This window comes from Novosphingobium indicum, from assembly GCF_014645195.1.
Classification (GTDB): domain Bacteria; phylum Pseudomonadota; class Alphaproteobacteria; order Sphingomonadales; family Sphingomonadaceae; genus Novosphingobium; species Novosphingobium indicum.
On record NZ_BMLK01000007.1, the window covers coordinates 208,623 to 234,989 of the forward strand.

General features: G+C 63.4%; 23 protein-coding genes. 8 read left to right on the top strand and 15 right to left on the bottom strand.

Going from position 1 to position 26,367, the window contains the following annotated elements; genetic code table 11:
• Positions 1–13 precede the first annotated feature (13 nt).
• Genes IEX64_RS09425 through IEX64_RS09435 form a run of 3 tightly spaced genes read left to right on the top strand, consistent with a single transcriptional unit; the run spans position 14 to position 2,193 of the window.
• The gene (locus tag IEX64_RS09425) at positions 14–826 is read left to right on the top strand and encodes a phytanoyl-CoA dioxygenase family protein (protein ID WP_188819398.1); all 813 of its coding nucleotides are present in this window, start codon (positions 14–16) and stop codon (positions 824–826) included.
• A gap of 44 nt (positions 827–870) precedes the next feature.
• Positions 871–1,623 carry an SDR family NAD(P)-dependent oxidoreductase gene (locus tag IEX64_RS09430; RefSeq protein ID WP_188819399.1) on the top strand — a complete coding sequence of 251 codons (753 nt, stop codon included), beginning with the start codon at positions 871–873 and terminating at the stop codon, positions 1,621–1,623.
• 18 nt (positions 1,624–1,641) lie between these two features.
• A complete protein-coding gene (locus IEX64_RS09435) occupies positions 1,642–2,193 on the top strand; it encodes a carboxymuconolactone decarboxylase family protein (protein WP_188819400.1) in 552 nt (183 codons plus the stop codon).
• On the opposite strand, the gene IEX64_RS09440 is transcribed toward IEX64_RS09435, so the two are convergent.
• The 11 genes from IEX64_RS09440 to IEX64_RS09495 form a co-directional block, all read right to left on the bottom strand.
• Complete coding sequence (locus tag IEX64_RS09440) at positions 2,190–3,806, bottom strand: class I adenylate-forming enzyme family protein (protein ID WP_188819401.1); 1,617 nt, start codon at positions 3,804–3,806, stop codon at positions 2,190–2,192. The genes IEX64_RS09435 and IEX64_RS09440 overlap by 4 nt on opposite strands.
• Positions 3,807–3,977: 171 nt before the next feature.
• A complete protein-coding gene (locus IEX64_RS09445) occupies positions 3,978–6,428 on the bottom strand; it encodes a TonB-dependent receptor (RefSeq protein WP_188819402.1) in 2,451 nt (816 codons plus the stop codon).
• Between the two features lie 53 nt (positions 6,429–6,481).
• Positions 6,482–6,703 (bottom strand): hypothetical protein, encoded by a 222-nt coding sequence (locus tag IEX64_RS09450; RefSeq protein ID WP_188819403.1) that lies wholly within the window; start codon positions 6,701–6,703, stop codon positions 6,482–6,484.
• Positions 6,704–7,786: a phosphotransferase family protein gene (locus IEX64_RS09455; RefSeq protein ID WP_188819404.1), complete on the bottom strand. Its 1,083-nt coding sequence runs from the start codon at positions 7,784–7,786 to the stop codon at positions 6,704–6,706. It abuts the gene before it with no gap.
• A gap of 469 nt (positions 7,787–8,255) precedes the next feature.
• The gene (locus tag IEX64_RS09465) at positions 8,256–9,407 is read right to left on the bottom strand and encodes a glycosyltransferase (protein WP_188819406.1); all 1,152 of its coding nucleotides are present in this window, start codon (positions 9,405–9,407) and stop codon (positions 8,256–8,258) included.
• Between the two features lie 7 nt (positions 9,408–9,414).
• Positions 9,415–9,945 (bottom strand): DUF2141 domain-containing protein, encoded by a 531-nt coding sequence (locus tag IEX64_RS09470; protein ID WP_188819407.1) that lies wholly within the window; start codon positions 9,943–9,945, stop codon positions 9,415–9,417.
• Entirely contained in the window at positions 9,945–10,886 is a 942-nt protein-coding gene (locus IEX64_RS09475; protein WP_308422595.1) for a hypothetical protein, read from the bottom strand. Before IEX64_RS09475 ends, IEX64_RS09470 begins: the two co-directional genes overlap by 1 nt.
• Before the next feature lie 25 nt (positions 10,887–10,911).
• Positions 10,912–12,102, bottom strand: coding sequence for a glycosyltransferase (locus tag IEX64_RS09480; RefSeq protein ID WP_188819408.1), 1,191 nt, complete (start codon positions 12,100–12,102; stop codon positions 10,912–10,914).
• Between the two features lie 166 nt (positions 12,103–12,268).
• Positions 12,269–13,021 (bottom strand): DUF2334 domain-containing protein, encoded by a 753-nt coding sequence (locus IEX64_RS09485; RefSeq protein ID WP_188819409.1) that lies wholly within the window; start codon positions 13,019–13,021, stop codon positions 12,269–12,271.
• A gap of 67 nt (positions 13,022–13,088) precedes the next feature.
• Positions 13,089–14,966 carry an ABC-F family ATP-binding cassette domain-containing protein gene (locus tag IEX64_RS09490; protein WP_188819410.1) on the bottom strand — a complete coding sequence of 626 codons (1,878 nt, stop codon included), beginning with the start codon at positions 14,964–14,966 and terminating at the stop codon, positions 13,089–13,091.
• Positions 14,967–15,021: 55 nt separating this feature from the next.
• Positions 15,022–15,696, bottom strand: coding sequence for a TetR/AcrR family transcriptional regulator (locus IEX64_RS09495; protein WP_188819411.1), 675 nt, complete (start codon positions 15,694–15,696; stop codon positions 15,022–15,024).
• A 102-nt stretch (positions 15,697–15,798) separates the two neighbouring features.
• On the opposite strand from IEX64_RS09495, the gene IEX64_RS09500 reads away from it, so the two are divergent.
• Genes IEX64_RS09500 through IEX64_RS09520 form a run of 5 tightly spaced genes read left to right on the top strand, consistent with a single transcriptional unit; the run spans position 15,799 to position 22,335 of the window.
• Positions 15,799–16,800 carry an HlyD family secretion protein gene (locus tag IEX64_RS09500; protein WP_188819412.1) on the top strand — a complete coding sequence of 334 codons (1,002 nt, stop codon included), beginning with the start codon at positions 15,799–15,801 and terminating at the stop codon, positions 16,798–16,800.
• The gene (locus IEX64_RS09505; RefSeq protein ID WP_188819413.1) at positions 16,797–18,572 is read left to right on the top strand and encodes an ATP-binding cassette domain-containing protein; all 1,776 of its coding nucleotides are present in this window, start codon (positions 16,797–16,799) and stop codon (positions 18,570–18,572) included. Before IEX64_RS09500 ends, IEX64_RS09505 begins: the two co-directional genes overlap by 4 nt.
• Complete coding sequence (locus IEX64_RS09510; protein ID WP_188819414.1) at positions 18,569–19,699, top strand: ABC transporter permease; 1,131 nt, start codon at positions 18,569–18,571, stop codon at positions 19,697–19,699. Before IEX64_RS09505 ends, IEX64_RS09510 begins: the two co-directional genes overlap by 4 nt.
• Positions 19,700–19,702: 3 nt before the next feature.
• Entirely contained in the window at positions 19,703–20,815 is a 1,113-nt protein-coding gene (locus IEX64_RS09515) for an ABC transporter permease (RefSeq protein ID WP_188819415.1), read from the top strand.
• Between the two features lie 23 nt (positions 20,816–20,838).
• Positions 20,839–22,335 (top strand): efflux transporter outer membrane subunit, encoded by a 1,497-nt coding sequence (locus IEX64_RS09520; RefSeq protein ID WP_188819416.1) that lies wholly within the window; start codon positions 20,839–20,841, stop codon positions 22,333–22,335.
• Positions 22,336–22,347: 12 nt separating this feature from the next.
• Here IEX64_RS09520 and IEX64_RS09525 read toward each other — a convergent pair whose 3' ends face one another.
• The 4 genes from IEX64_RS09525 to IEX64_RS09540 form a co-directional block, all read right to left on the bottom strand.
• Positions 22,348–22,668, bottom strand: coding sequence for a PepSY domain-containing protein (locus IEX64_RS09525; protein WP_188819417.1), 321 nt, complete (start codon positions 22,666–22,668; stop codon positions 22,348–22,350).
• Positions 22,665–23,249 carry a ferric reductase-like transmembrane domain-containing protein gene (locus tag IEX64_RS09530; RefSeq protein ID WP_188819418.1) on the bottom strand — a complete coding sequence of 195 codons (585 nt, stop codon included), beginning with the start codon at positions 23,247–23,249 and terminating at the stop codon, positions 22,665–22,667. Before IEX64_RS09530 ends, IEX64_RS09525 begins: the two co-directional genes overlap by 4 nt.
• The gene (locus IEX64_RS09535) at positions 23,246–23,929 is read right to left on the bottom strand and encodes a Fe2+-dependent dioxygenase (RefSeq protein ID WP_188819419.1); all 684 of its coding nucleotides are present in this window, start codon (positions 23,927–23,929) and stop codon (positions 23,246–23,248) included. Before IEX64_RS09535 ends, IEX64_RS09530 begins: the two co-directional genes overlap by 4 nt.
• Positions 23,930–23,999: 70 nt before the next feature.
• On the bottom strand, positions 24,000–26,360 hold the full coding sequence (locus IEX64_RS09540) for a TonB-dependent receptor (RefSeq protein WP_188819420.1): 2,361 nt from the start codon (positions 26,358–26,360) through the stop codon (positions 24,000–24,002).
• Positions 26,361–26,367: the final 7 nt, after the last annotated feature.

Sequence of the window (26,367 nt, forward strand, 5' to 3'; positions counted from 1 at the left end):
CGAAGGAGCCCATATGGAAGCCGCCACCATCGCGCCTTGTCGCACGATCACGCCGGAGGAAGTCGCGCATTATCAAGAGAAGGGCTGGGTCCTGCTCAAGCGCTTCATCGGGCCCGAGACAATCGCCACACTGCTGAAGAAAGCCCAGGGGATCATGGGCGAGGACGGGGACAGCAATCCGCCCTACGGTATCGATCAGCCCTACTTCAACGCGCAGGCTGCCAGCGGGTACGCCGATCCGGCGGTTCGGCCCATGCTGCACGGCGTGGGGGCTGCAGCCAAGGCGCTGATGGCGCGCAAGGCCAACGTGCCGACGCGGCTGTTCAACGACTTCTTCGCACCCAAGCTGCCTGCAGCAAGAAAGACCCGAAATCAGGGCAATGGCGCCACCAGCTTCCATCAGGACTTCATCACTTTTGCCGTCGACCGGTCCGGGGGAATGACCTTCTGGATTCCGCTGGAAGGCTATGGTCCCGAAGCAGGCACAATGTCCTTCATTGAGGGCTCGCACCGTCTGGGCGTGCTGGGCAACTACACCAGCTATGACGGCAAGGACATTCGCGAGGTCTATCCCGAACTCGCGGACATGCCGATGACCGAGCAGGTGACCTACGAACTGGGCGATGTCACCGCGCACAGCCATCTCACCGTCCATGGTGCGGGCCAGAACAATCTCGACCGTCCGCGCTGGGCCTATCTGGTTCTGCCGCAGCCGGCCGATGCTCGCTGGAACGGGTCGCCGCCGGAGGCCTTCGTGCCCGACGCGCATGGCATGACGCCGTACGGGCCGTTTCCGGACAGCGCTTTTCCGATCATCTCGGAATAGACCGAACGTCAAGAACACGAACGAAATCGGGGAGAGAAAACGCAATGAGTGAAGCAGCCGACCGCAAGGTCGCCTTCGTGACGGGTGCCGCATCGGGCATAGGCCGCGCCACAGCCGAAGCTTTCGTGGCTGCCGGTTATGCCACGGCGCTGGTCGATCGCGATCCCCATGCCGGAGCACGGGCCGAGGCCGAACTGCAAAAGTTGGGCACTTGCCGCTTCATCGCCTGCGATGTGACCGACGATGCTTCGGTCGCCTCAGCCGTGGCGCAGACGGTCGAGGCCTATGGCCGGCTCGATGCCGCATTCAATGCTGCGGGTATCGATGGTGAGCACGGCAAGCGTACGGCGGAATGCACGCTGGAAAACTGGAATCGGGTGCTGGCTGTCGACCTTACCGGCACGTTCCACTGCGTGCGACATCAGATCCCCGCCATGCTGCAGTCGGGCGGCGGGGCTATAGTCAATTGCGCCTCGGTCGCAGGGCTCGTCGGCGCGGCCACGTTCGCGGCCTATGTCTCCGCCAAGCACGGGGTGGTTGGGCTGACGAAAGTGGCAGCGCTGGAATACGCGCGCGAAAACCTCACGGTAAACGCGATCTGCCCCGGAACGATCAACACGCAGATGAACCAGAACCTGCCGAAGGAACTGCTGCAGGGCGTGCTCGATGCGAGCCCGATGGGACGTCTCGGCGAACCTTCGGAGATTGCGGCAACTGCACTGTTCCTGTGCAGCGAAGGTGGGCGGTTCATCAACGGACAGGCCATCGCCGTCGACGGCGGTTGGATTACCCAATAACTTTGAAGGAGCTTTGCAATGAACCGTATACCTGCACTCGATCCCGCAAGCTTCTCCGAGGAACAGAAGACCCTCGTCGGTGAGTGGACCTACCTCGAATTCAGCCGTGTGCTGATCAACAGCCCGCGGATGTACGGGACCTTTGTGCCCTGGCTGAAAGAACTGATCGCCGAGACGGCGCTGTCCCCACGCGACCGGCAGATCGTCTGCCTGCGCATGCTGGAACTGTGCGGCGATGTCTATGAGAAGACCCACCACGTCGTCATCTCGCGCAAGTGCGGCCTCAGCGAGCCCGAGATCACCGCCTTCATCAGCGGGGAGGGCGATGCCCTGACCGACGAGGACCGTGACGTGCTGGGAGCCTGCGGCGAACTCTATCGGGATCAGCGGATCGGTGACGGCACATGGCAGAGGCTGAGCCAGCGCTATTCCCAGGAACAGCTCATGGAGCTGGTGTTCCTTGCCGGCTGCTATCAGACAATGGCGATGCTTACGAAGAGCTTCGACATCAAGCTCGAACCTGACCTCGAGAGCTTCAACGAGCTGCGCGACTACGCCGAAGAGGTCTAGTCGAACAGGTCCTTGAGCTGGTCCAGTTTGAGCTTGCCGGTGGTCGTGCGCGGAATGTCCTCTTCGCGGACGAACACGAAGCGGCGGGGCACCTTGTAGCTGGAAATGCTGTCGCGCAACATTGTGCGCAGCATTTCCGCATCCGGCTCCGTGCCGTCAGCTGGCACTACCGCAGCAGCGACGACCTGGCCGAACTCGGCATCCGGCAATCCGGTGACGACGCAGCTGGCGACGCCGGGCAGCTCGCGCAGTGCGGCTTCCACTTCCAGCCGCGAGACATTGGCCGCGCGCGTCTTGATCATGTCGTTGCGGCGGGCAACGAACGTCAGGTAGCCGTCCTCGTCGATGCGCACGAGATCCCCCGTGGGATAGAACCCGTCCGGCGTGAACACCTCGCAGCGGCGCTTGCCGTAGAACCCGTTCATCAGAGCCCCGCTGCGTAGTTGCAGTTCGCCGACTTCACCCGCCGACACTTCTGCGCCGGTATCCGGATCGACGATGCGGCGCTCGTATCCGTTCACCGTGCGGCCCGAGGCTCCCGGCTTGTCGTCGGGTAAGCGAACGTTGATCGGCTCGGCGCTATGCGGCGCGAAGGTTTCGCTCATGCCCAGCATGTTGGACTGCAGATGCGGCAGGATCAGCGCGCCATTTGCGTCCCGGAAGGGGCCGAGCCCGACGATGGTATCGACATCCACGCCGCGGTCGCTGGCAAGCTTGCGGAGCCGGACAAGGCCGTCGCCCCAACCGTTGAGCCGGTTCACGTTGCAGGTCAGGATCGTGTCCAAAACGATCTCGAGATCGGGCGAAGCCGGATAGACCAGCGTGGCGCCCTGGCTCAGCACCTGCATCGCCATGGCCATGCCGCCAAGCCAGAACGCAGGCAGCATCGGCAGCATGCGATCGCCTTCCCTTACTAGAAAGAGCTTGGCGAGTTCGGGCGGATGCCGGGTAACATTCCACTGGGTGTGAACCACTGCCTTGGGCAGGGAGGTACTTCCCGAAGTATAGACGATCACGGCTTCGTCGGCGGGGGATACTTGCGCCTCGATAGCGGCGAGAAATTCAGCGTCGGGAGCGGACGGCTTAACAGCAAGGGCGAGAAGGTCGTCGATAGCACTGCACCAGCTGAGCCCGCCGGGATTGTCCATCCAGATATGGCGAAGATAGGGGGCGTCGGCGAGTTGGAGGTTGCGGGGCGTCGATCCGGTCAGTCCGGGCAGGGCCGCCTCGAGCTTCTCGCCATAGTCGTGGTTCAGGAAGCGCCGCGATGCGAGCAGAAAATGCACATCGCTGTTGCGCAGCATGTGGGCCAGTTCCTTGGGAGTGGCGAGCGTGCTGACGCAGGTCAACAAAGCGCCGATGCGCAGACTGGCGAGAAAGGCGGTAATCCAGATGATGCCGTCGGGCGCGAGCAGGGCCATGCGTGTGCCTTTGCCCGCACCCGCCGCCACAAATGCCCGCGCAAGTTGAGCGCTACGCCGGTCCAGTTCGTGATAGTCGATGGTTTCGGCAACGGTCGCGACGGCGTCTGCATCGCCCCTTCGGCCTACGACATCTGCCAGCAGCGCCGGGATCGTCGAGGGGCGTTGGTTTTCCGGCACGGACGCAGGCATGGGGTCTCCTTCTGGATGCTCATGCATCCTTGCCTGTCCCTTTCTCCGCGGTCACCGATGTTGCATGGAACAGCATATGCCTTCGTTCCAACCGCCACTGCAGCGGTTCAATGAAAACGGACGGACCGGAAAATCCGGCCCGCCCGTTGATTGCTGCACATTGGCAGGCTGTTACTGGAACATCCCCAGAGGACGCAGCGTGAGTTTGATGAATATCTGGCGGCCGGGTTCGACCACGCAGGCTACATCGTCGATCTTGCCCGTCGGGTTCGTGGCCTGACCGGTGACCTGCGCGAAGCGCGTGAACACTGTGGTGTTCTGCAGGTCGGTATTGGCGCAATAACCGCCGCGCAGCACGTCGTTGAGGTTGTTGCCGATCAGCGAAAGCTCCCAGCGGTCGTCGGCATCCTTCAGCGTCAGGTAGGCATTCAGCTTGGTGAAGCCGCGCTGGTAGTAGTCGTCGCGGTTGCCGATGACGGCCTTGTATTTGGACGAGACCTGCGCGGATCCGCCGAAGACCAGATCCAGTCCCTCCGCGACCGAGGTCTTGTAGTCGAAGCCACCGATGGCTTGCCACTCGGGCGCCTTTTCCAGCGGTTCGCCGCTCGCGTCGGATGCAGTATACGTGATAGGATCGGACCCGGGGACAGGGGCTTCCGTACAGCCGAGCGCAATGGTCTGGCCGCCGTAGCAGGGCACGCCGTGCAGACTGAGAAACTTGGCTTTGTTCCAGTTCAGCGAGAGGTTGAGGCCGAGGCCCGGTATCGAGGGCGGATGGTAGTTCGCGTCGAAATCGATGCCGTATGTGCGCGATGAACCGGCATTGAGCGTGCGCAGCTCCGGAATGCCGTTATCCGATGCGGGCTGCGAGACGCCGACCTGCAGGCCCTTGTACTTGTAGTAGTAGAAGGCCGTGTTGACGTAGAGGCTGCGGTCCGACGAACGGGCCTTGAAGCCGATCTCGCCGCCCTGAACCTTCTCGTCGCCGAACGAATTGTCCTTGGTCGGTGAAGCGGGGGTCGTGATCGAGAACGAACCCGACTTGTAGCCCTGCTTGAGCGCGCCGAAGACCGTGAAGTTGTCAGTGGGCGTGTAGGTCACGGTCAGTTCGGGCGACCAGTTCTTGGAGGTGATCTTGGGTGTGATCAGATCGACCGGCGTATAGATATTGGTCGCTGCATTGGACAGGGTCGTGGCGAAATCCTTGCGCGTCTCGTCGGTCCAGCGCACGCCGGCGGCGATTTCGAGCGTCTCCACCGGCTTCCAGCGCAGCTGTCCGAAGAGCGAGGCTGACTTGATATCCAGGTCGTGCGTACCCGCCGTAAGCGTTGCCGGCAGGCCGAGCGCCATGTTGCCGCCAACGTAGATGCGGTTCTTCATCACCGCGTCCTGATAGTAGCCGCCGAGCAGGAAGTTCAGCGGCGAATCCTGAAAATCGGATTCGAGGCGCAGTTCCTGCGTCGTGTCGCGGCGCTTGAAATGGTTGTCGGCAAACAGCGTCGGGCCGGCGGCGCCCGAATAAACTCCGTTGGCCATCGTGTCAGTCACGTTGTGGTAGTACGTCGTGGTCGAGGTCAGCAGAATGTCCGGAGTGACGTTATAGTCCATCTCGAGGACGCCGAAGCGCTGCCGGATGTCGGTGAAGGGCACCCCGTCGTTGCGCAGTGCCGGAGAGCCATCCGGGAATAGGCCCCCGAAGAAGTTCGGATCCATTCCCACGTATTCGACTTCGTCGTCCTGCTGACAGGGATGGGTGCCGCCGATGAACTGGATGCCCAGCGCGCCGGGACCGGTTCCGCTGGGGCACGACACGCCCTGCAGACCGGTAGGGCTGTTGCTGTTGTCGCGCGTGACATTCACCTTGAGGCGGGCCTTGAAGTCCGCGCTCGGGTTCCAGACCAGGGTTCCGCGTACGATCCAGTTCTCGTTGCCGCCGTTGCGTCCGCCGAGCGTGGTCCCGCCGAGGCCGGGAATGGCGACCGCCGTATTCTTGAAATACCCGTCACGGTCCGACCATGTCCCGGCAAGGCGCGCGCCGAGAGTGTCGGAAAGCGGACCCGACAGGATGAGTTCGGTGCGCTTCTCGCGAGCCACGAGTTCGTAGCTGCCGCGGGCTATGATTTCGAAGTAGTCTTTGGGATCGGCCGTGGTCAGGGCGATAACGCCGCCGGGGCTGTTCTTGCCGAAGAACAGTGCCTGGGGGCCCTTTAGCACCTCTGCCTGCGCCAGATCGAAGAGGCCGCTCTTGAAGGTCAGGCCCTGGCTGAACTGCTGGCCGTCGATGTTGAGTGAGACCGACTGGTCGATGCCCGCATCGAGCGCGCTGGTACCGACGCCGCGCAGCGAAATCTGCGAACCGATAGCCAGCACCGACGTGCCGACGAATAGCCCGGGTACCTTGGTGGTCACGGCCTGGATGTCGGTGATCTGAGACTGCTGCAGCGTATCGGAATCGATGACCGTTTCGACCACCGGGACCTTGAGGATCGATTCCTGCCGCTTGCGCGCGGTGACGATGATTTCCTCGGCTGTCGGATCGGTTAGATCCTGGGCTTGAGCCATGGCCCACGGTTCGACCAGCACGAGTGCACTGGCCGCAAGCAAAGCGATCTTCCTGTTCATGTATTGCCTCCCCACTATCCCTCGCTGCCCGTTCTCGCGGGTGCAGCGATCCCTCACACTGGTGTGCGGCGTTTCTTCTTGGCCGTTCCCGTCCGGCCATCGATGCCGGTTCGTGGCGCGACCTTAGTGGGGATGGAGGGCCTGCCAATCGCGGCCTCGGGCAATGCTGGAACGGTAGAATGCTTCGTTCTCGCCCTTGCGGCCACAATGAAAAGGGATTCGAATTCTAGACAGTTGTCGAGAAAAAGAGAGGCTGTTTCAGCTTTTTCGATCATTCATAGATCCGCGATCCGACGGGCCGTCTCGTGGTCGAGCATCGCCATCGTAGAGCGCATGGCATTGACCGTGTTCACGGCCTCCGCCTGATAGTGCGACTCCGTCGTGATCCAGATGAAGTAGCCGTAGAGCAGCAAGATCGCATATTGCGCCATGGCCTCGTCGAAGGTGGGGGCAGGGGCGCCGGCGCGTTCGAGTTCGTCGAGATAGTGGCGCACCAGAGCGCCTTCCCACTTTGGCCGGTCTGCAACGTCGAGTGAGCCCGAGATGTGATAGGCCACCTCGAGCATTCCCGGTCCGCGACTGGCCAGCGTGTCCAGAAAGCCCGGCGTTCCGTCGGGATCGATGTAGAGATTTCCGAGATGGATGTCGCCGTGCAGCACGCAGTGCGGCAACGACCGGGCGTAGGCTGCCATTTTCGTCCAGCTCGCCACCAGCCAGTCGCGATCCTGAAAGTGCCGGGAGGAGGCAACACCGCGTGGAGCGGCCATGAACCGGGCCCAGTTCTCGGCGGAGCTCTTCTCGTCGAAGAAATCCTGCATGACGGCAAAAAACTCGGGCAGGTCGCCCCAACGTCCACCGGGCTCGATTTCCGGGGTGTCCCATGTCGCGGCGTGGAAGCGGGCCAGATAGCCCAACCGCCGCGCCACCTGCTCGTGCGTTTGCGGTTTCGTTGCGTGGCAGAACTCGACGCCCTTGGCGACGAGGTCTTCCATGATGATGATACCCTGCTTCTCCTGCTCGTCGTATTCGGCGAAATAGCAGGCCGGGTGCGGCAGCGGGACATAGGGGTAGACATCGCGGTACCCGCGCACTTCACGCTCATGCATCTGGTGGTACCGGCGACCGTGTTCCTCGAACCCGCCTTTCACGATGATCAGTTCGGGAATGCCGGCGGCGATCGCGGTATCGTTCCTGTCGAGACGCAGCCGGATTTTGCTGCAGGTGGAAAAGACCGTGTCGATGACCTCGCATGACCTGACCGTGACACCGGGATTGCGCGTACGAAGCGCTGTGGTCAGCCATTGCGCGGTCACGTCTTCCACCCGGACGGGCAGGGGAAAGGGGCTGGCGTCGGTCATGGGGTCTCCCGTGTGCATCGCTTTGTTGTTGCGGCACGATGCTTAGATGGCGTGGAGCCGCACCGACGAGAGGAGAGGCTAGGACATTCCGCTCTGCTGTTCTCAGACAGGGGCGCCTTGCCTGTCTGACCATAGTGTGACAGGCTCCGGTCCGGCTTGAACGCCAGCGACGACACCAGTAGCCGAACTTCAGGGTTCGCGGATCTCATCCAAGGGTTGTTCTGTCATGCGAAAAGGGCTTTTTCGGACGAAATTGCCGGGACTTGGCGAGTGCGCCCGAGTCGATATGAGCGCCGGTGATGCGGCACCTTATCTGGAACGTGACATGTACGTTCTGTTGGGCTTCCAGCCCGGTTTCGAGCAGCTTCCCGAAGAACCGCGCGAACACAGCGAAGCCAAGCGCCAGCTCTGGTCGCACTGGCGCTGAACGCGGCGCGCCACGGCACCGCATTCCCGAAATAAAGTGAGGTCAGGCTGCCTGCCGCTGTGCGGCGGTGGTCGCGGCGTAGGTGGCGAACAGGTCCTCGAAGTGTTCATCCATGGTTCGGGCTGTGGTGGTCGGTCGCGGTCGGGCCGCTGCCACAGCGCGGATAGCCTGCGCGGCCGATACCGGATCGCAGGCCGTATAGGTGAAGCCCGCGCCGCCCTGCGCATGATCGACGGCACCGCCGGCATCGGGAACCACGACAGGCACACCGCTGGCCCGCGCTTCGGCGGCGACCATGCAGAAGGTTTCCGCCTCGCACCCGTGCACAAGCGCATCGGCGCTGGCGAGGATGCGCGCAAAGCGGCGGCGGTCGCGTTCGGGGCTCAGCAGCCGGATATGCGGATTGCCGGCAATATGGCGCAGGATGGTGCGCTGCTCGCGCCCTTCGCCGAGCATCACGAGGCCGACCGGCATGTCGCAGCTCGCCGCGTTGACTGCATCGACCACCATCGGCCAGCGCTTTTCGGGGGCCAGTCGGCCGACCGCGAGCAGCAGCGTGGCGCTTTCGGGCAATTCGCATTCCTGCAGCAGGCGCGTACGCAATGCCGGATCACGCAAGGCGGGCGAGAAGCATCCGGGTTCGACACCCATGGGGATCGTCGCGGTATTGGCGACCCGGCCTTCGCGCAAACGCTGCGACAGATCGGCATTGGCGCAGACGACGTGGTCGAACCGGCGGCTGTTGCGGCGCAGGTGCTCCCAGAACATCGAGAACTGACGGTCGATGGTTTCGCGCGAGAAGATCGGGCCGAACCAGCGATAGGCATAGGCCGACAGCGGATCTGCATGCATCACGAGGCTGCGCGGGGCAGGGCCGGCCCAGTCGGCAACGAGGCTGGCGCTGCGCCAGGGGGACGTCGCCTCGACGAAGTCGGGTGCTTCGGCATCAAGTGTGGCATGCAGCCGTTCGGCCTCGTTGAAGTACCAGTACTTGCGGTCGAGCGGAAAGCGCGGGCTGCGCAGGAAAACGATGCGGGCGCCCGGGCCGCGTTCGATCACTGCATCCTCGTCACCGGGGGCGACGATCACGATCTCGTGGCCGAGTCGGGGGCCGATCTTGAGCTTCTGCTCGACATACGTCCGCACACCGCCGCCGCGCGGCGAATAGAAGGCGCATACGTCCACGATCTTCATCGGTAAATCAGTCCTTGCGCAACGGGGCCACGCCGAGGCCGTGGCGGTAATTGAGAACGATGGTGATAGGTGTGGGGCCATCTCCAGCGGTAGCCGTTGCCTTGTCCACGTCGGGCTTGCTCCAGCCCAGATGGGGGTTTCCGGCGAAGCCGATCCCGTCGATGGTCCAGTTAAACTTGCGGTCGTCGTTTCGGTCGTGAAGCAGGCTGACCGCGTAGGGGCCCGCGCCGGGGACGCGGATGCACAACTGCGGCGTTCCCGAGGCCGGAACGGGCACTTCCACCCGCCGGAAAGTCTTGCCTTCGCTCACCAGGATGTTGTCGTCTTCAAGGAAGCCGTCCTTGGTGGCCGGGTAGACTTCGAGCTTGAGTTCGCCTTTGCGGTCCTTGAGGCCGTTCACCGTCACGAGGAAGGCCGGGCCTTTCTCGTCGGGCCGGCACTTTCCCGCGGCTTTTCCGAGATCGGGGGTGGAGGGAATTACCGCCGCCGCCATAAAGGGCAGGGCGACGGCCGCGACAGGAAGCGTCGCAGCGATCATCAGCGTTTCTCCGGATTGGCGAGGTCGTTGATGGCAATGACGCTGCCCAGCAGGAGGTGCGTCGCGAGGATCAGCCCGGCCATCAGTGTCATGAGGGCACCGATGTCGCGCTCGTGGCCGAGAACGACGACGGCGATCCCCGCGAAGAGCAGATCCTTGTTGGGCATGAGCGGCAGGCGCGAGACGAGCAGGCGCAGCGTCGAGAGATAGAGCCACCATGTCAGCGGCACTTCCGGCAGCACGAGGTGCCAGACGACAGCGGAAAGCACGGCGGACACGATGATGCGCACCAGATGCATCCGCGTGATCATCATCAGGTCGGCGCGGGGCAGAGTGAACACGCGCTTGCGGAATACCATGGCCGCCATCGAGATGACGAGAATGACCCCGAGCGAAAGGGCAAGCGTGCGGGTGTCGATCCCGAGGCTGGTCTTGCCCAGCATCGGGTACATGACGATGAGCAGCGCGAGAGTTACCGCGTTGCCGGTGATGGCGGACAGGATCGCCACGTCCTTGACCGCACCGAACGGTGCGGCATCCAGCGAGACCCGTCGGCGGGCCCATGTGTAGAAGTAGGCTTCGCCGAGGTATCCCAGCAGCAGTTCGTTATAGACCTTCTTGCGCAACAGCGCGACGAACCCCGCGGCCGGAATGCTCCAGAGCCGGTTGAAGATGACCCACTCGGTGGCGGGTGCAATGAGGTAGGCCGCAGCGAAGACGATCCAGAACAGCGGGCTGGCCGGAACCATGGCGAGCAGGCGGGAGACGTCGAGACCGCCCATCTCGTGGATCACCGCGGCGATCACGGCGAGCGACAGTAGCACCGAAAAGATGGCGTTGCGTCCGCGGTGCCGATTGCGGTCCTGCGGACGAAGCTCGATTTTCGAGCTCACGTCGAGAGCCGGCATGTCGGAAGCCATGGCAGCAAGGGGTTCAGGCACAGGTGTCTCCGGCAACTTGGGCTGATCAATGCAGCGGATGGCGCGTTGCGCGCGGCGATAGGAGTTGGAGGTTGCGCTGGCGGTCGCTTTCGCGGCGATGGCAGCGGCGCACGTCGGCCATCATGTCGAGGTAGCGTTGCGCGGCCCCTTCGATCTCGTAGCCGGCAGCGATGTGGCGGGCACGGTCCGCGTCGGTCTGGAACTGGCGGATGCGCACGAGCCCGTCGGCGAAGGCGGCTTCGTTGCCACGCTTCACGAGGAGGCCGGTGCGGCCGTCATCGAGCAGGCAGGCCATGCTGACGCAGCAATCGGTCGCAAGAACCGGGAGCCCGGCGGCAAGAGCCTCGACCACGACACCGGGCAGGCCTTCGTAGTCCGAGCTCAGGACAAAGGCATCGGCTTCGGCCAGTAGCGCGTCGATGGTCGGGACATAGCCGGTGAAGACGACACGCTCGGCAAGGTTTAGGTCTGCTGCAAGCTGCGCCAGCGCTTTGCGCTCGGGCCCTTCGCCGGCGATCGTGAGGGTGTCATGCGGCCGGGCGGCCTTGGCAAACGCGCGCAGCAGCATGGCGAAGTTCTTCTGCGGGACGAGGCGGCCTGCAGCGAGGTAGGCCGTCTTCCAGACCGACCCTGGGCGGCGTTCGATACGCGCAAGGTTCCTGAGGCGCTTTCGCGGAATGACCGGGTTGGCAATAACGGGAACGTGTTTGGGCGGTGCGAGCGTCGTCTTGCAGATTTCGCGCTGCATCGGTTCGGACAGGCTCACCAGCCTGTCGAAGAGCGATCCCTGCAAGCGCAGCCAGCTTTCGTAGCCCCGCCGCATGATCGGGGCCATGTCCGGCCGTTCCAGGGCATTGCTGACCTTGAGCACCATCGGCGGAGCATGTTCGCCGAGCAGCACTTTCATCGCCGCGCCGACGACCGCGTAGGTATTGCCGGGGCAAAACAGCACGTCGCACTGGTGGCGGAGGAGATAGGTGAAAAGGCAGTGTACCATCCACGGCGTTTCCCACGAAGCCGTGGGGAAACCGGTGGGGATCTGCCAATAGTCGAGTGGCGGCGCAGAGCACAGATTGGCGCTGCCCGAGCGGCCGAGAACGACTTTCACCTCGTGGCCGTTGCGTTGCCATTCCATGGCCAGACCAAGCGCCACGCGCTCCACGCCGCCGGGATCGAGGCTATGTATCGGAATGACAATGCGCAGTGCTCTCTGCATGATCGATCAGACGCCGTGGCCACATGCCGTCCGCAGTTCGCGGCGGGCAATTTTTTTTGAATCCGCGGGCCGTCTATGTTTCGAGAATGTCGGGTTTGTGACTGTGCATGGCGGTGTCATCTTGCCGACGCGCCGGCGCCTTCAAACTGCCATCAAGCGCCGCCGATCAGCGCAGGTCGCCGTACCGTGATGGCTGGTGCGTGGCCGCGAAGCGCTTGAGCGTCAGGTCGATGCTGTCGAGCAGGCTGGCTTTCGTCACATCGCCGGGATGGACCGCAATGCGCACCGTGGAAAGCACGGGCAGGGCACGCCGGGCCAGCGCGGCAAAGGCGAGCGAGGATGCGGTACGCATGCGTGAGCGACTGGCCCAGGTGATGACCGGGCCCTTGGCCAGCACTGCGTCCGACTTGGCATCCCAGACTTTCCAGTGATCCTCGGCTAACGCGAAGCCGGCTTTGCGCAAGGCGGCACGCGCGCCCTCGCCATAAAGCCATGCCGGGGCGATGAACCCGGCGGCGGGACAGCCGATGATGTCCTCGATCAGTGCCTTGGCTTCGGTCATGCGGATAAGCGCGGTCGCTTCGTCCAGCCCGAGGAATTCTCCCTCGCCGGCGGTCATGTGCCTGGCCTTGAACTGCGCGGCGCCGCTGTGAACGGCAGTGTCGCGATGGAACCAGCCATGGACGAACATCTCCACACCGGCATCGGACCATGCGCGCAGTTTTGCCTGAAAAGCGCGATCCTGCTTTAGCGGATGATCTCCCCAGTGGTCGGGCACGACCAGCATGGCGAAGCGGGGGCTACCAAGCCGTCGCTCCAACAACCCGCACAGCTGCTCTGCCTGACGTTCCGAGCCGGGGCCGACGTCATGGATGGAAGCGAGAAGGCGCTTGGTCTTGGTGGTCGAAAGGCTCGGCATGGCGTGCATCTAGGGTTCGACCATGACGACGCCGCGACAATCCGGTGTCCTCAGTCGGGAAGCTCGCTTAGCCGCCCATAACCTGTTCGAGCGCTTCGCTGGCCTCGAGCCAGGCCATCTCGGCTTCCTCGAGCTCCTCCGTCACCTTCGTGTGGCGCTTGCCCAGTTGACCGATGCCGAGGCCCTTGAGATCGCCTGTCGCCGCAGCGGGATCGACAAGGGCTTGGTCCAGCTTCGCAAGTTGCTGCTGAAGCCGTGTCATGCGGGTTTCGGTCTCGGTCACCTTACGGCGCAGCGCCTTGAGTTCGTCGCGGGCTACCGTGCCCGACTTGCGCTTCGGTTTGCCGTCGGTCTTGCCGGGCTTGACCTCGCTGCGGGGCTGGTTCCGGCCGAGGACGAAGTCGATATAGTCCGCCATCGAGCCGTCGTAGGTCTCCGCGGTGCCCTGATCGACAAGCACGAGGCGGTCCGCCGTCAGTTCAACCATGTGCCGGTCGTGGCTGACGAGAATGACGGCGCCTTCGAAGGCATTGAGCGCCTGCACCAGCGCTTCGCGGGCGTCGACATCGAGGTGGTTGGTCGGCTCGTCGAGGATGAGCAGGTGCGGCGCGTCGCGTGTGACCAGCGCCAGAGCCAGCCTTGCGCGTTCGCCGCCTGACAGCGTTTTGGTTTCGGCGGTGGCGCGGTCGCCGGAAAAGCCGAAGCGGCCGAGCTGGGTTCGCACGGCCTGGGGCGGCTTGCCTTCCATCGCGCGCGTCATCAGTTCCAGCGGTGTCGAGCCGGCAGGCAGTTCCTCCACCTGATACTGCGTGAAGTAGCCGATGCGGATCTTGGGCGAGAAGCTGACCGATCCTTCCATGGGTTCCAGCTGCCGCGCGAGCAGGCGTGCCAGTGTGGTCTTGCCGTTCCCGTTGCGGCCCAGCAGTGCGATGCGGTCCTCCGGATCGATGCGCAGATTGAGACGGCGCAGCACCGGGGTGTCTTCGACATAGCCCACGGCGGCGGCATCGAGCGTGACAAGCGGCGGGCGCAGTTCGTCCGGGCTCGGAAAGTCGAACGAGAGCGACGGATCATCGACCATCGCCGCGATCGGCTGCATCTTCGCCAGCATCTTTGCGCGCGACTGGGCCTGTTTTGCCGTCGAGGCGCGGGCCGAGTTGCGGGCGACATAGTCGGCGAGCTTCTTGCGCTGCGCTTCCTGATTGGCCCGCGCGGCCTCGGCTTGTGCCGCGCGTTCGGCGCGCAGGCGTTCGAAGCTGTCGTAGGTGCCGGGATAGAGCGTGAGCTTGCCGGCCTGCAGATGCAGGATGTAATCGACCACGGTGTTGAGCAGGTCGCGTTCGTGGCTGATTACCAGCAGCGTGCCGGGGTAGCTCTGCAGGAAGTTTTCCAGCCACAGCGTCGCTTCGAGATCCAGGTGGTTGGAGGGCTCGTCGAGCAGCAGCATGTCGGGCGCGGAAAAGAGCAGGGCGGCCAGCGCGACGCGCATCTTCCACCCGCCTGAGAAGCTGTCGAGCGGTTGGCCCTGCATGGCCTCGTCGAAGCCCAGACCGACAAGGATGCGCGCGGCCCGTGCCGGCGCGGCGTAGGCGTCGATGGCGATCAACCGCTCGTGTACGTCGCCGAGGCGGTGGGGATCGGTGCAGGTCTCGGATTCGGCGAGTAACGCAGTGCGTTCAGTGTCGGCATCGAGTACGGCTTCGAAGGGTGTGCGGGTGCCGCTTGGCGCTTCCTGCGCGATATAGCCCAGCCGTGCCCGGCGCGGCATATCGACGGCGCCTCCATCAGGCTCCAGTTCGCCGATGATCGTCTTCACCAGGGTCGACTTGCCCGCCCCGTTACGCCCGATCAGGCCGATCTTGCCGCCCTGCGGAAGCGTCGCGCTCGCGCCGTCGAGGATGGTGCGGCCGCCCAGGCGCACGGTGATGTCTCGGATCGTCAACATGACGGCGGCGCCTAGCAGGGCGAACGGAAAAGCCCAACCATACGTTGCACTCCCGTCACCCGGCGCGTTTGCGCGCGATGGCCTCCAGCCCGGCGATGGCGAAGGTATGCAGGTGATCGACGAGGTGATCCTGCGGCAATTCCATGAGCTGGGTGGTGAGCGGCGTGGGGATGCGCCCGCCCACGAACAGTACCGCGCAAGGCGCGCCGACGCTGATCGCACAACGGATCAGGCTGGGATCGCCCAGAGGTATCCCGGTGATTTCCGAAAGCAGGCCTGCCACGAACCGGAACTTGGGCGACATCTCCTCGGCAAAGAGCACGTCGAGATGCGAGGAGGGCGAAAGCAACTCACGAGCGAGCACATGGGCGTTCCACCCGCGCTTGCTCATGGCTCGCGAGATGAGAAGTTCGATAAGCTGACGCAAGCGCGCCTCTGCGGGTTCAGGGGCATGGGTGATGCGCTCCAGTTCCGCCACGCTCACAAGCCGGCGATGCGCTTCGGCCAGAACGGCCTTGTAGAGCCCGTCGCGGGTGCCGAAATGATAGTTGATGGAAGCGAGATCGACGCCGGCTTTCGATGCAATGGCCTTGCTTGTCGTTTCAGCGTAACCTTGGTCACCGAAAAGCTGTCCTGCCGCTTCCACGATGCGGGTACGGGTCACCTCGCCATCGGTGCGCGATCCGCGCATTTGGCGACGGGGAGGCAGTGTGGTGTCTGGCGTTTCCATTGCGTCTGGACACTACTCTACAGACAATTTAAATTCAATTTAGATTAAGTCCAAGACTCGCGCTTTTCCCTCTCCCTCACGCGCTATCGGGATAGACTTTAGATGAAGAAACGCGTTCCCGCGCTGATCGTGCTGGCCGCCGTAGTGGTTGCAGTTGTGCTGTGGCTCGTGCTGCGCAGTGATGAAAACCCGAACACGCTTGAGTTGCACGGCAATGTCGATGTGCGGCAGATCTCGCTGGCCTTTGATGGCAGCGGGCGCATCGACGCGCTCAAGGTCGAAGAGGGCGATCGGGTGAAGGCCGGCGAGCTTCTGGCGGTACTCGATACCCGCACGCTCGCTCTGGAGGCGCGGCAGGCCGAAGCGAATGTGTCAGCAAACCGCCAGAACCTGCTGCGCATGCAGAACGGGTCCCGGCCCGAGGAAATCCAGCAAGCCCGCGATCGTCTCGACGCTGCGCAGGCCGATGCCACTCGTGCAGCCGCCGATCTGGCGCGGTTGAAGCAGGTAGCTGAAAGTACCGAAGGGCGGGGTGTGAGCGCGCAGGAGATCGATCGGGCCGCAAGTGCTGCCAAGGCTTCGCGTGCGCAGGCAGAACAGGCGCGCGAGGCGCTCCAGCTCACCGTGAAGGGTCCGCGTTCGGAAGATGTCGCGGCCGCCCAGGCACAGCTCGAGGCTTCCAAGGCCTCGCTGGCCTTGATCCGGCACCGTATCGATCAGGGCGAACTGCGGGCGCCCGAAGATGCCGTGGTGCGCACGCGCCTCTTGCAGGTGGGCGACATGGCCTCGCCGCAGCGACCGGTTTACGAGCTGGCGCTGACCAGCCCCAAATGGGTGCGCGTCTACGTCAACGAGAAGGATCTCGGGCACGTGAAGCCCGGCATGGCCGCGCAGGTCACGACCGACAGCGCGCCGGACCAGCCCGTGAAGGGAACGGTCGGCTACATTTCGTCTGTTGCCGAGTTTACCCCGAAGTCAGTCGAGACCGAGGATCTGCGCACCGCGCTCGTCTATGAAGTGCGCGTGCGGGTGCAGGACGAGGAAGGCCGCTTGCGGCTCGGCCAGCCGGTGACCGTGGACCTGAAGCTTGGGATGGCACAGTGACCGAGGCGCGATCGAGCGTCGTTATCGAGGAATTGTGCAAACGGTTCGATGGCCCGGACGGCGAGCCGTTCGCGGCGGTGAACGGCATTTCGCTCACCATCGAACCCGGAACGCTGACGGCATTTGTCGGTCCCGACGGGGCTGGCAAGACCACGCTGATGCGGATGATGGCGGGCCTGCTGCAGCCGGATTCGGGATCGCTGCATGTTCTGGGCATCGACCTGAACGAAGACCCGCAGGCCGTGCAGAACCGCATCAGCTACATGCCGCAGCGCTTCGGCCTCTATGAGGATCTGTCGGTTCAGGAGAACCTCGATCTCTATGCGGACCTTCACGGGGTCCCGCAGGACGTTCGGCAGGAGCGGTTCGCGCGCCTGCTGCACATGACCGACCTGGCCCGCTTTACCGACCGGCCGGCGGGCAAGCTTTCGGGCGGGATGAAGCAGAAGCTCGGCCTTGCCTGCACGTTGGTGCGGGTACCCGACCTGCTCTTGCTCGACGAACCGAGCGTAGGCGTCGATCCGCTTTCGCGCCGCGATCTTTGGGAAATCATCGAGCAACTGATCGAGGACGAAGGTCTCAGCGTAATTGTCAGCACGACCTATATGGACGAGGCCGGGCGCTGCGATCATGTCTTCGTGCTCAACCGGGGCACCTTGCTTGCCGAAGGTACGCCGGATGCGCTCAGGAGACGGGCGCACGGTCTGACCTATATGGTTACCCCGCGCGATGGCGTGCCGGCGCGCGATCTGCAGGCGCGGCTGATCGATGCGCCGGATCTGGTCGTCGATGCCGTTCCGGCAGGCGGGCAGGTGCATTTCATCCGCCAGCCCGAGAGCGATGAAACGCGGCTGAAGGACCTCCTTTCCGACTGCGAGCCGCAGCGGCGCGAGGAGGAACTGGAAGACGCCTTCATGCTGCTCCTGCATCAGCACGATGCGCCGGATGAGGATGCGACCACGCCGCCACCGCTAGCCTCGCAAGATGTGGCGGGACCGGCGGCAGAACATGGCGATGGCCCGGTGATTTTCGTGCGCGACCTCGTGCGTAGGTTCGGCGATTTCACGGCGGTGGCGAACACCAGCTTCGATGTGCAGCGCGGTGAGATATTCGGACTGCTGGGCCCCAATGGCGCGGGAAAGACGACCACTTTCCGCATGCTTTGCGGCTTGCTGCCTGCCAGCAGCGGGGAACTGCAGGTGGCGGGGGTCAACTTGCGCACGGCACGATCTGCAGCACGTGCACGCATCGGCTATGTTGCGCAAAAATTCGCGCTCTATTCGAACCTCAGCGTTTACGAGAACCTCGACTTTTTCGGCGGCGCCTATGGTCTGCGCGGTTCGAAAAGGCGCAAGCGCGTGGACGAGATCATCCAGCAGTTCGATCTCGATCCTTCGGCGCAGAGCGGCAATCTGCCACTGGGATACAAGCAGCGTCTCGCCATGGCCGCAGGGCTTCTCCACGAGCCCGAAATCCTCTTCCTGGACGAACCGACGAGCGGCATCGATCCGCTGGCCCGGCGCGCGTTCTGGCGGACGATCACTGCACTCTCGCAGGCCGGGGTGACGGTGGTCGTGACGACGCACTTCATGGAAGAAGCCGAATACTGCGATCGTATCGCGATCCAGGATGCCGGACGCCTGCTGGCCATCGGCACACCGCGTCAGGTCCGCGAGGAATCGGGGCTCGACGGTGGACACATGAACGAGGCTTTCATTGCCATCGTCGAAAAGGCCCGGGCCGAAGAAGGACAGGCGCGGGAGGCAGCGTGAACGAATCCGCCTTCCTCACCCGGCTCATTGCCCTGATCCGCAAGGAGACGCGGCAGATGCTGCGCGACCGCAGCAATCTGCTGGTAGGACTGCTGCTGCCGGTGGGCCTTATCCTGCTGTTCGGGTATGGCCTGTCATTCGACGTGAAGGACGCGCCCGTCGCGGTCGTCATGGAGAGCAACTCCGCTGCCGCGCGCGAGGCAGTTTCCGGTCTGGAGGGCTCGCGCTATCTTCTCCCGGTGCGCACGACATCGATGCGCGATGCGGAGAAAATGCTGCGCTCCGGACGGGTGGATGCGATCGTTCGCGTGCCCATCGATTTCGCGCAGGCACAGGCGCGCGGCGATCCCCGCATCCAGCTCATTCTGAACGGCATCGATTCCACCACGGCATCGAGCCTCGAAGCCTATGTGAACGGGGCGCTGGGCACAGTTGCCCTGCGCAGGATGGATCGTGGTACCGGCGCGCCCGCAAGCACGGGCACCGTCGATATCCAGCAGCGGATCTGGTTCAATGAAGCGGGCATCAGCACGTGGTATCTGGTGCCGGGTCTTGTCGTGTTGATCATGACGCTTGTGGGGGCTTTCCTGACCTCCTTGCTGATCGCCCGCGAATGGGAACGCGGAACGCTGGAGGCCCTGTTCGTGACGCCGGTCCGACCGCTTGAACTGGTGCTGGCCAAGCTTGTACCCTACCTGGTAATCGGGCTGATCGAGCTGACGATCTGCGTGGTCGCCGCGCGCGTGCTGTTTGAGGTGCCTATCCGCGGATCGTTGGTCGCCATCCTGCTGACCTCGACGGCCTATCTGATCGTCTCGCTGCTCCTCGGCCTGTTCATTTCCGGGGCGACGCGCAACCAGTTCGCGGCCAGCCAGATGGCGCTGCTGACGAGTTTCATGCCAGCCATGATGCTGTCGGGTTTCGTCTTCGATCTGCGCAATGTGCCGCTGGTGGTGGAGATCATCGGACAGGTCGTGCCCGCCACCCACTTCATGGGCGTGATCAAGACGCTGTTCCTGGCCGGGACCAACTGGGCCATGGTCGCCAAGAGCTGCGCCATCATGCTCGGATATGCGCTGCTGCTGCTCTTTCTGACCTGGCGCACCGTGCGCAAGACGCTGGACTGACCGATGGAAAGTGTCATCGCCAATATCGCGCAGATCGTCGCGCTCTGCCGCAAGGAGATCATTGCGCTGCTCAAGGATCCGGCGAACCGCGTGATTCTGATCGGGCCGGCGCTGATCCAGTCGATGCTGTTCGGTTATGCCGCCACGTTCGACCTCAAGCAGGTGCCTTATGCGGTTCTCGACCAGAGCCACAGCGCAGCCTCGACCAAATTCCTCGCGAAGCTCGACGGGACAGGCATCTTCCAGCGCGAGGCGACGCTGACCAACGCCAACCAGATCGCCCATGTCATCGAAGAGGGCAGGGTGCTTATGGCGGTGAGCATCCCCGCCGACTTCGCCGAGCGTCTGGCCTCGAACCGGCAGGCGCCGGTGCAGGTCATTCTCGACGGGCGGAACTCGACCACCGCCGGAGCCGCCGCGGGCTACATCAATTCCGTCACTGCAGGCTTCAACAGGGAGCGCGGGGCGGCAGCACCGGTCACCGTCGTCCGCCGCGCGTGGTTCAATCCCAATCTCGATTCCCGCTGGCAGATCATGCCGGCCATGGTCGCGACGCTGAGCATGTTGCAAACGCTCCTGCTGGCAGCGCTGTCCGTTGCCCGAGAGCGCGAACAGGGCACGTTTGACCAGTTGCTGGTCACGCCGCTGACGCCCTTGCAGATTCTCGTCGGCAAGGCTGTGCCTTCGGTGCTTGTCGGCGTGCTGCAATCGACCATCGTGCTGCTGATCGTGCGCTTCTGGTTCGAGATACCAATGGCCGGTTCGCTGTGGCTATTCTACCTCGGGCTCTTCGGCTTCACCGGCGCATCTGTGGGAATCGGTATGTCGATTTCGGCGCTTTCGCTGAACATGCAGCAGGCGATGCTCTACACCTTCCTCGTGATCATGCCGTTTACGCTCTTGTCCGGCCTTATCACCCCGGTGCGCAACATGCCCGAAGTGCTGCAGATCCTGACCTACGCCAATCCGCTGCGCTTTGGTGTCGATCTCGTCCGAAGGGTCTATCTCGAGGGAGCCGGTCTGTTCGACGTCGCCCACGATTTCGTGCCTCTGGTGGTCGTGGCTGCCTTGACGCTGCCCCTCGCCGCCTGGCTTTTTCGCCATCGCCTCGCCTGATGAAGAATACAGGAACCCCGCGCATGACCGCTGTCCGCAAGGTCTCCGCCCTCGCTCTCTCGTTTGCCATGGTTTCGATGGGCGGTTGCATGGTGGGGCCGGACTTCGCCCCGCCCGAGACCGCTGCGCCGCAGGACTGGTCGAGCTGGCGCAGCGGAGATCCCTCGCTCATCACGTCCGAGGACGGTGATGTCCGCATTCCGGCCGACTGGTGGACACTCTTCGATGACCCTGTGCTCGATAAACTCGAGCAGCAAGCCTTGGCGGCCAGCCCCGATCTGGAGACGGCGGCGCTGCATTACGCGCAGGCCCGCGTTCAGGTGCAGGGTGCCAGTTCGGCAGCAGCGCCGCAGATCAATGCGTCCGCGGAAATGACGCGCAACCGGCAGAGCGAATACGGCGCATCCACGCGTCTGTTCGATGCTCTGGGTCCCGATCGGGACAGCCTGGCCAAGCTGCTGTCCCAGCCCTTTACGCTTTATCGCGGCGGGTTCGACGCGGCGTGGGAGATCGACCTGTGGGGCAAGGTCCGCCGCTCGATAGAGCAGGCCGGTGCGCAGGCGACACAGCAGGAAGCGCTGCTCGATCTGACGCGCCTCAGCGTGACAAGCGAAGTCGCACGGGCCTATTTCGACCTGCGCACCATGCAGCGCCAGATCAGCCTGTCCGAGAATGACATCGCCTTGCTGAAGGACCGTGTCGGGCTGGTTTCGGCGCGCGTTGAAGGCGGGCTAGAGGATCATTCAACGCTCGAAAAGGAGCGCGCGGAACTCAACGCCATGCTCGGGGCATTGCCGGCGCTCAAGGCAGGCGAGGCCATGCAGATCAACCGCCTCGCCGTGCTGCTCGGCAAGCATCCGGGCGAGCTGAATAACGAGCTGCAAGCGCGTGACGACAGCATGGCTTCCGATCTGCCCGACCTGTCGCTCGGCATGCCCTCGCAGGTGGCGCTCAACCGGCCCGATGTTCGGGCTGCCTTGGCGCAATTGCACGCGGCCACCGCCGGTATCGGTGTCGCGACGGCCGATCTCTATCCCGGCATCCGGCTGGGCGGCGGCTTCAACCTGGAATCCTACCGCAGCGAAAACCTGTTCGACTGGGCGAGCCGGTCGTGGTCGATCGGGCCCAGCCTCAACCTGCCGATCTTCGATGGCGGGCGGCGCCGCGCCGTCGTGAAGCTGCGCAAGCTGGAAGCCCGCGAGGCTGCCGTTGAGTATCAAAAGACCGTGCTCAAGGCGTGGCAGGAAATCGACGACGCCCTCAGCGGCTACAGCGCGGACCGGCAGCAGCAGGAACGTTTGGCCGCACGCGTCGCCAACACGGCCAGCACGCTGGAGATCATGCAAGCGCGCTTCAAGGCCGGGGCCATCACCTACCTGCCGGTAATCCAGGCCCGGCGTGGGCATCTTCAGGCCTTGCGTGATCTTGCCGACAACGAAGGCCGCCTGTACGTCCGCTTCGTGGCGCTGAACAAGGCGCTGGGCAATGCACCCGAACCCGCCCCCGATGGCGGGCTGTAACGGCCCGCAGGCTCAAAAGCCCTTCTTGCGATAGATCTCGGTCCCGCGACGGAATACGACCAGCTTTTCGAGCGTTTCCGGATGGTAGAACGCTTCGAGGACCTGCCCGGCGCTGTTGCGGGCATAGACTTCGTAGCAATCCCCTTCGACCTGGAGCTTGATCAGCGTCCAGCCTTCCATCCAGACCTTCTTCTTCAGCTTGTCGATCGGTTTCCAGTTCTCCTGCGGCCCCGGCTTGCAGGCCACGTTGCCATCGGCATAGGCTGCGGGCGCGAACGAGAGAGCGAGGACCGGCGCGAGGGCGAAAGTGGTGGCGCGGAGGATGGAATTCACGAGAGACTCCTGTGGCGAACGATGGCCTGGCGTTGGCGGAAACGCAGCAGCCAGGCGATGGCAAGCGGGGCGATGTGAAGGGCAGCGGGCAGCCAGTCCCACGCAAGCAGCAGCCAATGCGTGAAAGCAACGGCGAGTGCCAGATAGACGAGCCGCTGAACCGTCTTCCAGCGGCGGCCCAGGGCCCGCACGGCGCTGTCGAAGCTGATCGCGGCCGAGGGAATGAGCAAGGCCAGTGCCAGCCAACCCGTCCAGATGCCGGGCAGGCCCAGCTCGTCGAGTATGCCCGGCGGGGTCATGTCGACGGCGTAGAAAAGCAGATGGAGCAAGACATAGCCGAACGCTGCGACGCCGAGATTGCGGCGCAGCATGAGCCATGCCGCGAAAAAACGGTTGGTTCCGAATGCCTCTACCAGCGGTCCAGCCAGCATGGCGAGGATCATCAGGCGCACGGATAGCACGCCGGTCGGCTCCAGCAGGTCCATCGCCAGCGTGGTTCCGGCCGCGAAGTCGTAGAGCATGAACGCACCGGGGACGGCGAGCCCGACCGATACGAGGGTCTTGAGCTGTTTGCGCTTCATACCTGCGCCCAGCGGCGAATGAGATTGTGATAGACGTGGATCAGACGGTCGATGTCGGGATCGTCGGCAGACCGTCCGACCGAAAGCGCCTGGATCGACTGATCGAGATCGAACAGCATCGCGCGCTCGGTCGCATCGGCGATGGCACTCTGCATCCACATGATCGCGCAGATGCGCTGCCCTGATGTAACCGGGGCGACCTGATGCAGACTGCTGGAGGGATAGAGCACCATGTCACCGGCAGAAAGCTTCACGCCCTGCGCGCCGTATTGCTCCTCGATCACGAGTTCACCGCCTTCGTATTCGTCCGGCTCGGAGAGGAACACGGTGGCGGAAAGATCACTGCGGATGGTCAGACCCAGATCGTTGTCGCGCATGATCGCGGAGTCGACGTGGGTGCCGTAATGGCCGCCGTCCTGGTAGCAGTTGAACACCGGCGGCCAGATAGTCTCGGCCAGCGATGCCGAAACGAACAGCGGGTTCTGCCCCAGCTTGCGCAGGATCGTGTTGCCCAGTTCCGTGCCCACCGGGCACTGGCGGTCGACCTGCAGGTTCTGTTTGACCTCTACCGAGCGCGTCCCCGCCGTCTGCGCCCCATCACCCCACTGCGCGGAGGACAGCTTTTCGCGGAACTGCGCGACTTCTTCGGACGAGAGCAGGTTTTCGATTACGATCAGCATGGGCAGGTCTGTAATGAATGTCCGTCAGCGGGCAAGGCCGGGAGCGCATCGCACCCCCGGCCTCTCAAAGTCAGAACCGGCCCGTGAGGGTCAGCGTTCCGCGCCGTTCGTCGCCCTTATAAAGGAAGGCACCTGAACGGTAGGCGGCTGTGTAGAAATCCTCGTCGCCGATGTTCTGCACATTCACGCGCATAGAGAAGTTCTGGTTGATCTTGTACTCCGCAAAGGCGTCGAAGATCGTGTAGGACGGAACACGGTAGGCATAACGCCCAGCTTCAGCATCGTAGCTTGCCGCGCTATCCGGCTGACCGGCATACATCGCGCTCTTGTAGGTGCCGGTGACACCGAAGGCAAAGGCATCGGTGGCCTGGTAGCGGAGCTGACCGGTGATCTGCGTGTCAGCGAAGTTGGACAGAGTGAGGCCAACATTGTCCGGATTCACGCTGCGCAGAACCTCGGCATCCATGAACGTGGCGCCGATCTGGCCCGACAAGCGCGAGGTAATATTGCCGACAAGGCCGAGTTCGATACCCTTTACCCGGGTCTTGCCGGTGTTGATGTTGCCGTCGACGTCGTAGTCGGAATTGCCGAGTTCGAATACATCGTCCTTGGTGGTCTGGAACGCAGCGGCCGTGATCAGCAGGCGATCTTCGAACAGGTTCCACTTCAAGCCGATTTCGAAGTTCGTCGACGTTTCCGGCTTCAGGTTGTGAAGCGTGTACTGCTGGTTCTGGGCGAGGTCCGAAAGGATCAGGTCCGAAACGCAAAGACCGCCATAACCGCAATTGGAGCCCAGATCCGATTCACCACCGTTGACGTTTTGCGCGGTACCCCAGGTGAAGTAGACCATCAGGTCTTCGATGGGCTTGACCGTGATGCCAGCATGGCCGTTCCAGAGCGTATCGCTAAGGTAATAGTCCGTACGGGGCGGATCGCTGCGAGTGCTGTAAGTCGCCAGGCTAAAGTCGATCGCGTCCAGGCGCACGCCACCGTTGAGAGACAGCCAGGGGGTAACGTCGACAGTATCCATCGCATAGAAGGAGAGGGTCCGCATGTGCCAGATGCTGTCCCAGCGATCCTTGACGATTTCGCGTCCGAGCAGCGAACGAATGGCATCGTCGGCAATGATCTGCGTGCCGGTTTCGTCGGTGATGCAGTAGCCCGGACGCGATCCGCCACGGCCGCTGACGACGCAGTTGGTGTCACCAGTATTTGTGACCGAGTAGGTCCCGTTGGTTACCTTGTGGTCGGAGTATTCACTGCCCACGATTAGATTGTGCTTCAGCGAACCGGTCTCGAAACGACCAATGATGTTGAGCTGGTTCACGAAGTAGGAGACATCCTGCCAGCCCTGGTGGTCGCTCAGGCCGATCGAAGCGCCATCGCCGTCCCCGCGTGCGCCGGTTGCGACATAGCCGTTGTTGCTCTCACCATAGCGCGTCGAGTTGATGATCGTGAGGCCTTCCATCGGTTCGATGAAGATGCGGCCCGTCACGGTATCGACGTCGGACTTCAGAAAGTCTTCGTTTTGCGCATACGAGGGAACATCATCGAAAGTCTGACCATAGCCGGTCTCGTCGCTGCGTGCGACGTAGACACCGAGGTCAGGACGGTCTTCGGCGGTAAGGTGGTAGTAGTCGAGTTGCAGTCTTACGGCATCGCTGAATTGAAGCAGGCCTGAAACCGCCGCACCCCAGCGTTCGCGGTTGGCAGGATCGCGGTCGGGAATGTCCTGCTTGGAATAGAGCAGGTTGGCACGGACTGCAGCCTTGTCCGAAATCACGAAGTTGCTGTCGATGGTGCCGCGCCAGAAGTTGTCGGTGCCGATCCCGAGATCGATCTTGTTGAACGAATAATCGGTCGTGGCGCTCTTTGTGATCGCGTTGACCGCACCGCCTGAAGCACCGCGGCCCGCGAACGTTGCGCTCGGCCCCTTGGTGAGTTCAACCTGGTCGACGGCGAAACTCTCGCGTGTGGTCATGCCGGGATCGCGCAGACCGTCGACGAAGACGTCGCTGCGGGCTTCCTCGCCACGGATGATGTAGCGGTCGCCGAAGGCATTGCCGTTCTCACCGGTGCCGATGGTCACACCAGGCTGCAGACGCAGGATTTCCTTGAGGTCGGTCGTGCCAGCTTCCTCGATCTGCGTCTCGGTGATGACAGTGATGGTCGCCGGCGTCTCGGCCAGCGGCTTCACGCGGCGCGGGTCACCTGAAACACGGGCCTTATAGGGCGCACCGGTCGAGGTGTAGGGGTTCGAATCCGCCGTGTAGTCCTTGTATTCGGCGACGCCTAGGTCTTCGGCTTCCTCCTGCGTGGCTTCCTGTGCAAGTGCCTGCGTGCTGATCAGCGCGGACGTCAAACCCATCGCCAGCTTCAGCCCCGGCTGGCGCAGGCTCACTGGCCGCTTCACCCCGTTATTGACTCGCATTATCGTT

Coding starts and splice junctions, on each gene's coding strand:
- IEX64_RS09490 (WP_188819410.1), bottom strand. CDS start 14,966: ATGTTGACGATCCGAGACATCACCGTGCGCCTGGGCGGCCGCACCATC.
- IEX64_RS09515 (WP_188819415.1), top strand. CDS start 19,703: ATGGAAAGTGTCATCGCCAATATCGCGCAGATCGTCGCGCTCTGCCGC.
- IEX64_RS09495 (WP_188819411.1), bottom strand. CDS start 15,696: ATGGAAACGCCAGACACCACACTGCCTCCCCGTCGCCAAATGCGCGGA.
- IEX64_RS09440 (WP_188819401.1), bottom strand. CDS start 3,806: ATGCCTGCGTCCGTGCCGGAAAACCAACGCCCCTCGACGATCCCGGCG.
- IEX64_RS09455 (WP_188819404.1), bottom strand. CDS start 7,786: ATGACCGACGCCAGCCCCTTTCCCCTGCCCGTCCGGGTGGAAGACGTG.
- IEX64_RS09435 (WP_188819400.1), top strand. CDS start 1,642: ATGAACCGTATACCTGCACTCGATCCCGCAAGCTTCTCCGAGGAACAG.
- IEX64_RS09430 (WP_188819399.1), top strand. CDS start 871: ATGAGTGAAGCAGCCGACCGCAAGGTCGCCTTCGTGACGGGTGCCGCA.
- IEX64_RS09485 (WP_188819409.1), bottom strand. CDS start 13,021: ATGCCGAGCCTTTCGACCACCAAGACCAAGCGCCTTCTCGCTTCCATC.
- IEX64_RS09535 (WP_188819419.1), bottom strand. CDS start 23,929: ATGCTGATCGTAATCGAAAACCTGCTCTCGTCCGAAGAAGTCGCGCAG.
- IEX64_RS09540 (WP_188819420.1), bottom strand. CDS start 26,360: ATGCGAGTCAATAACGGGGTGAAGCGGCCAGTGAGCCTGCGCCAGCCG.
- IEX64_RS09465 (WP_188819406.1), bottom strand. CDS start 9,407: ATGAAGATCGTGGACGTATGCGCCTTCTATTCGCCGCGCGGCGGCGGT.
- IEX64_RS09530 (WP_188819418.1), bottom strand. CDS start 23,249: ATGAAGCGCAAACAGCTCAAGACCCTCGTATCGGTCGGGCTCGCCGTC.
- IEX64_RS09480 (WP_188819408.1), bottom strand. CDS start 12,102: ATGCAGAGAGCACTGCGCATTGTCATTCCGATACATAGCCTCGATCCC.
- IEX64_RS09500 (WP_188819412.1), top strand. CDS start 15,799: ATGAAGAAACGCGTTCCCGCGCTGATCGTGCTGGCCGCCGTAGTGGTT.
- IEX64_RS09450 (WP_188819403.1), bottom strand. CDS start 6,703: ATGATCGAAAAAGCTGAAACAGCCTCTCTTTTTCTCGACAACTGTCTA.
- IEX64_RS09520 (WP_188819416.1), top strand. CDS start 20,839: ATGACCGCTGTCCGCAAGGTCTCCGCCCTCGCTCTCTCGTTTGCCATG.
- IEX64_RS09425 (WP_188819398.1), top strand. CDS start 14: ATGGAAGCCGCCACCATCGCGCCTTGTCGCACGATCACGCCGGAGGAA.
- IEX64_RS09470 (WP_188819407.1), bottom strand. CDS start 9,945: ATGATCGCTGCGACGCTTCCTGTCGCGGCCGTCGCCCTGCCCTTTATG.
- IEX64_RS09445 (WP_188819402.1), bottom strand. CDS start 6,428: ATGAACAGGAAGATCGCTTTGCTTGCGGCCAGTGCACTCGTGCTGGTC.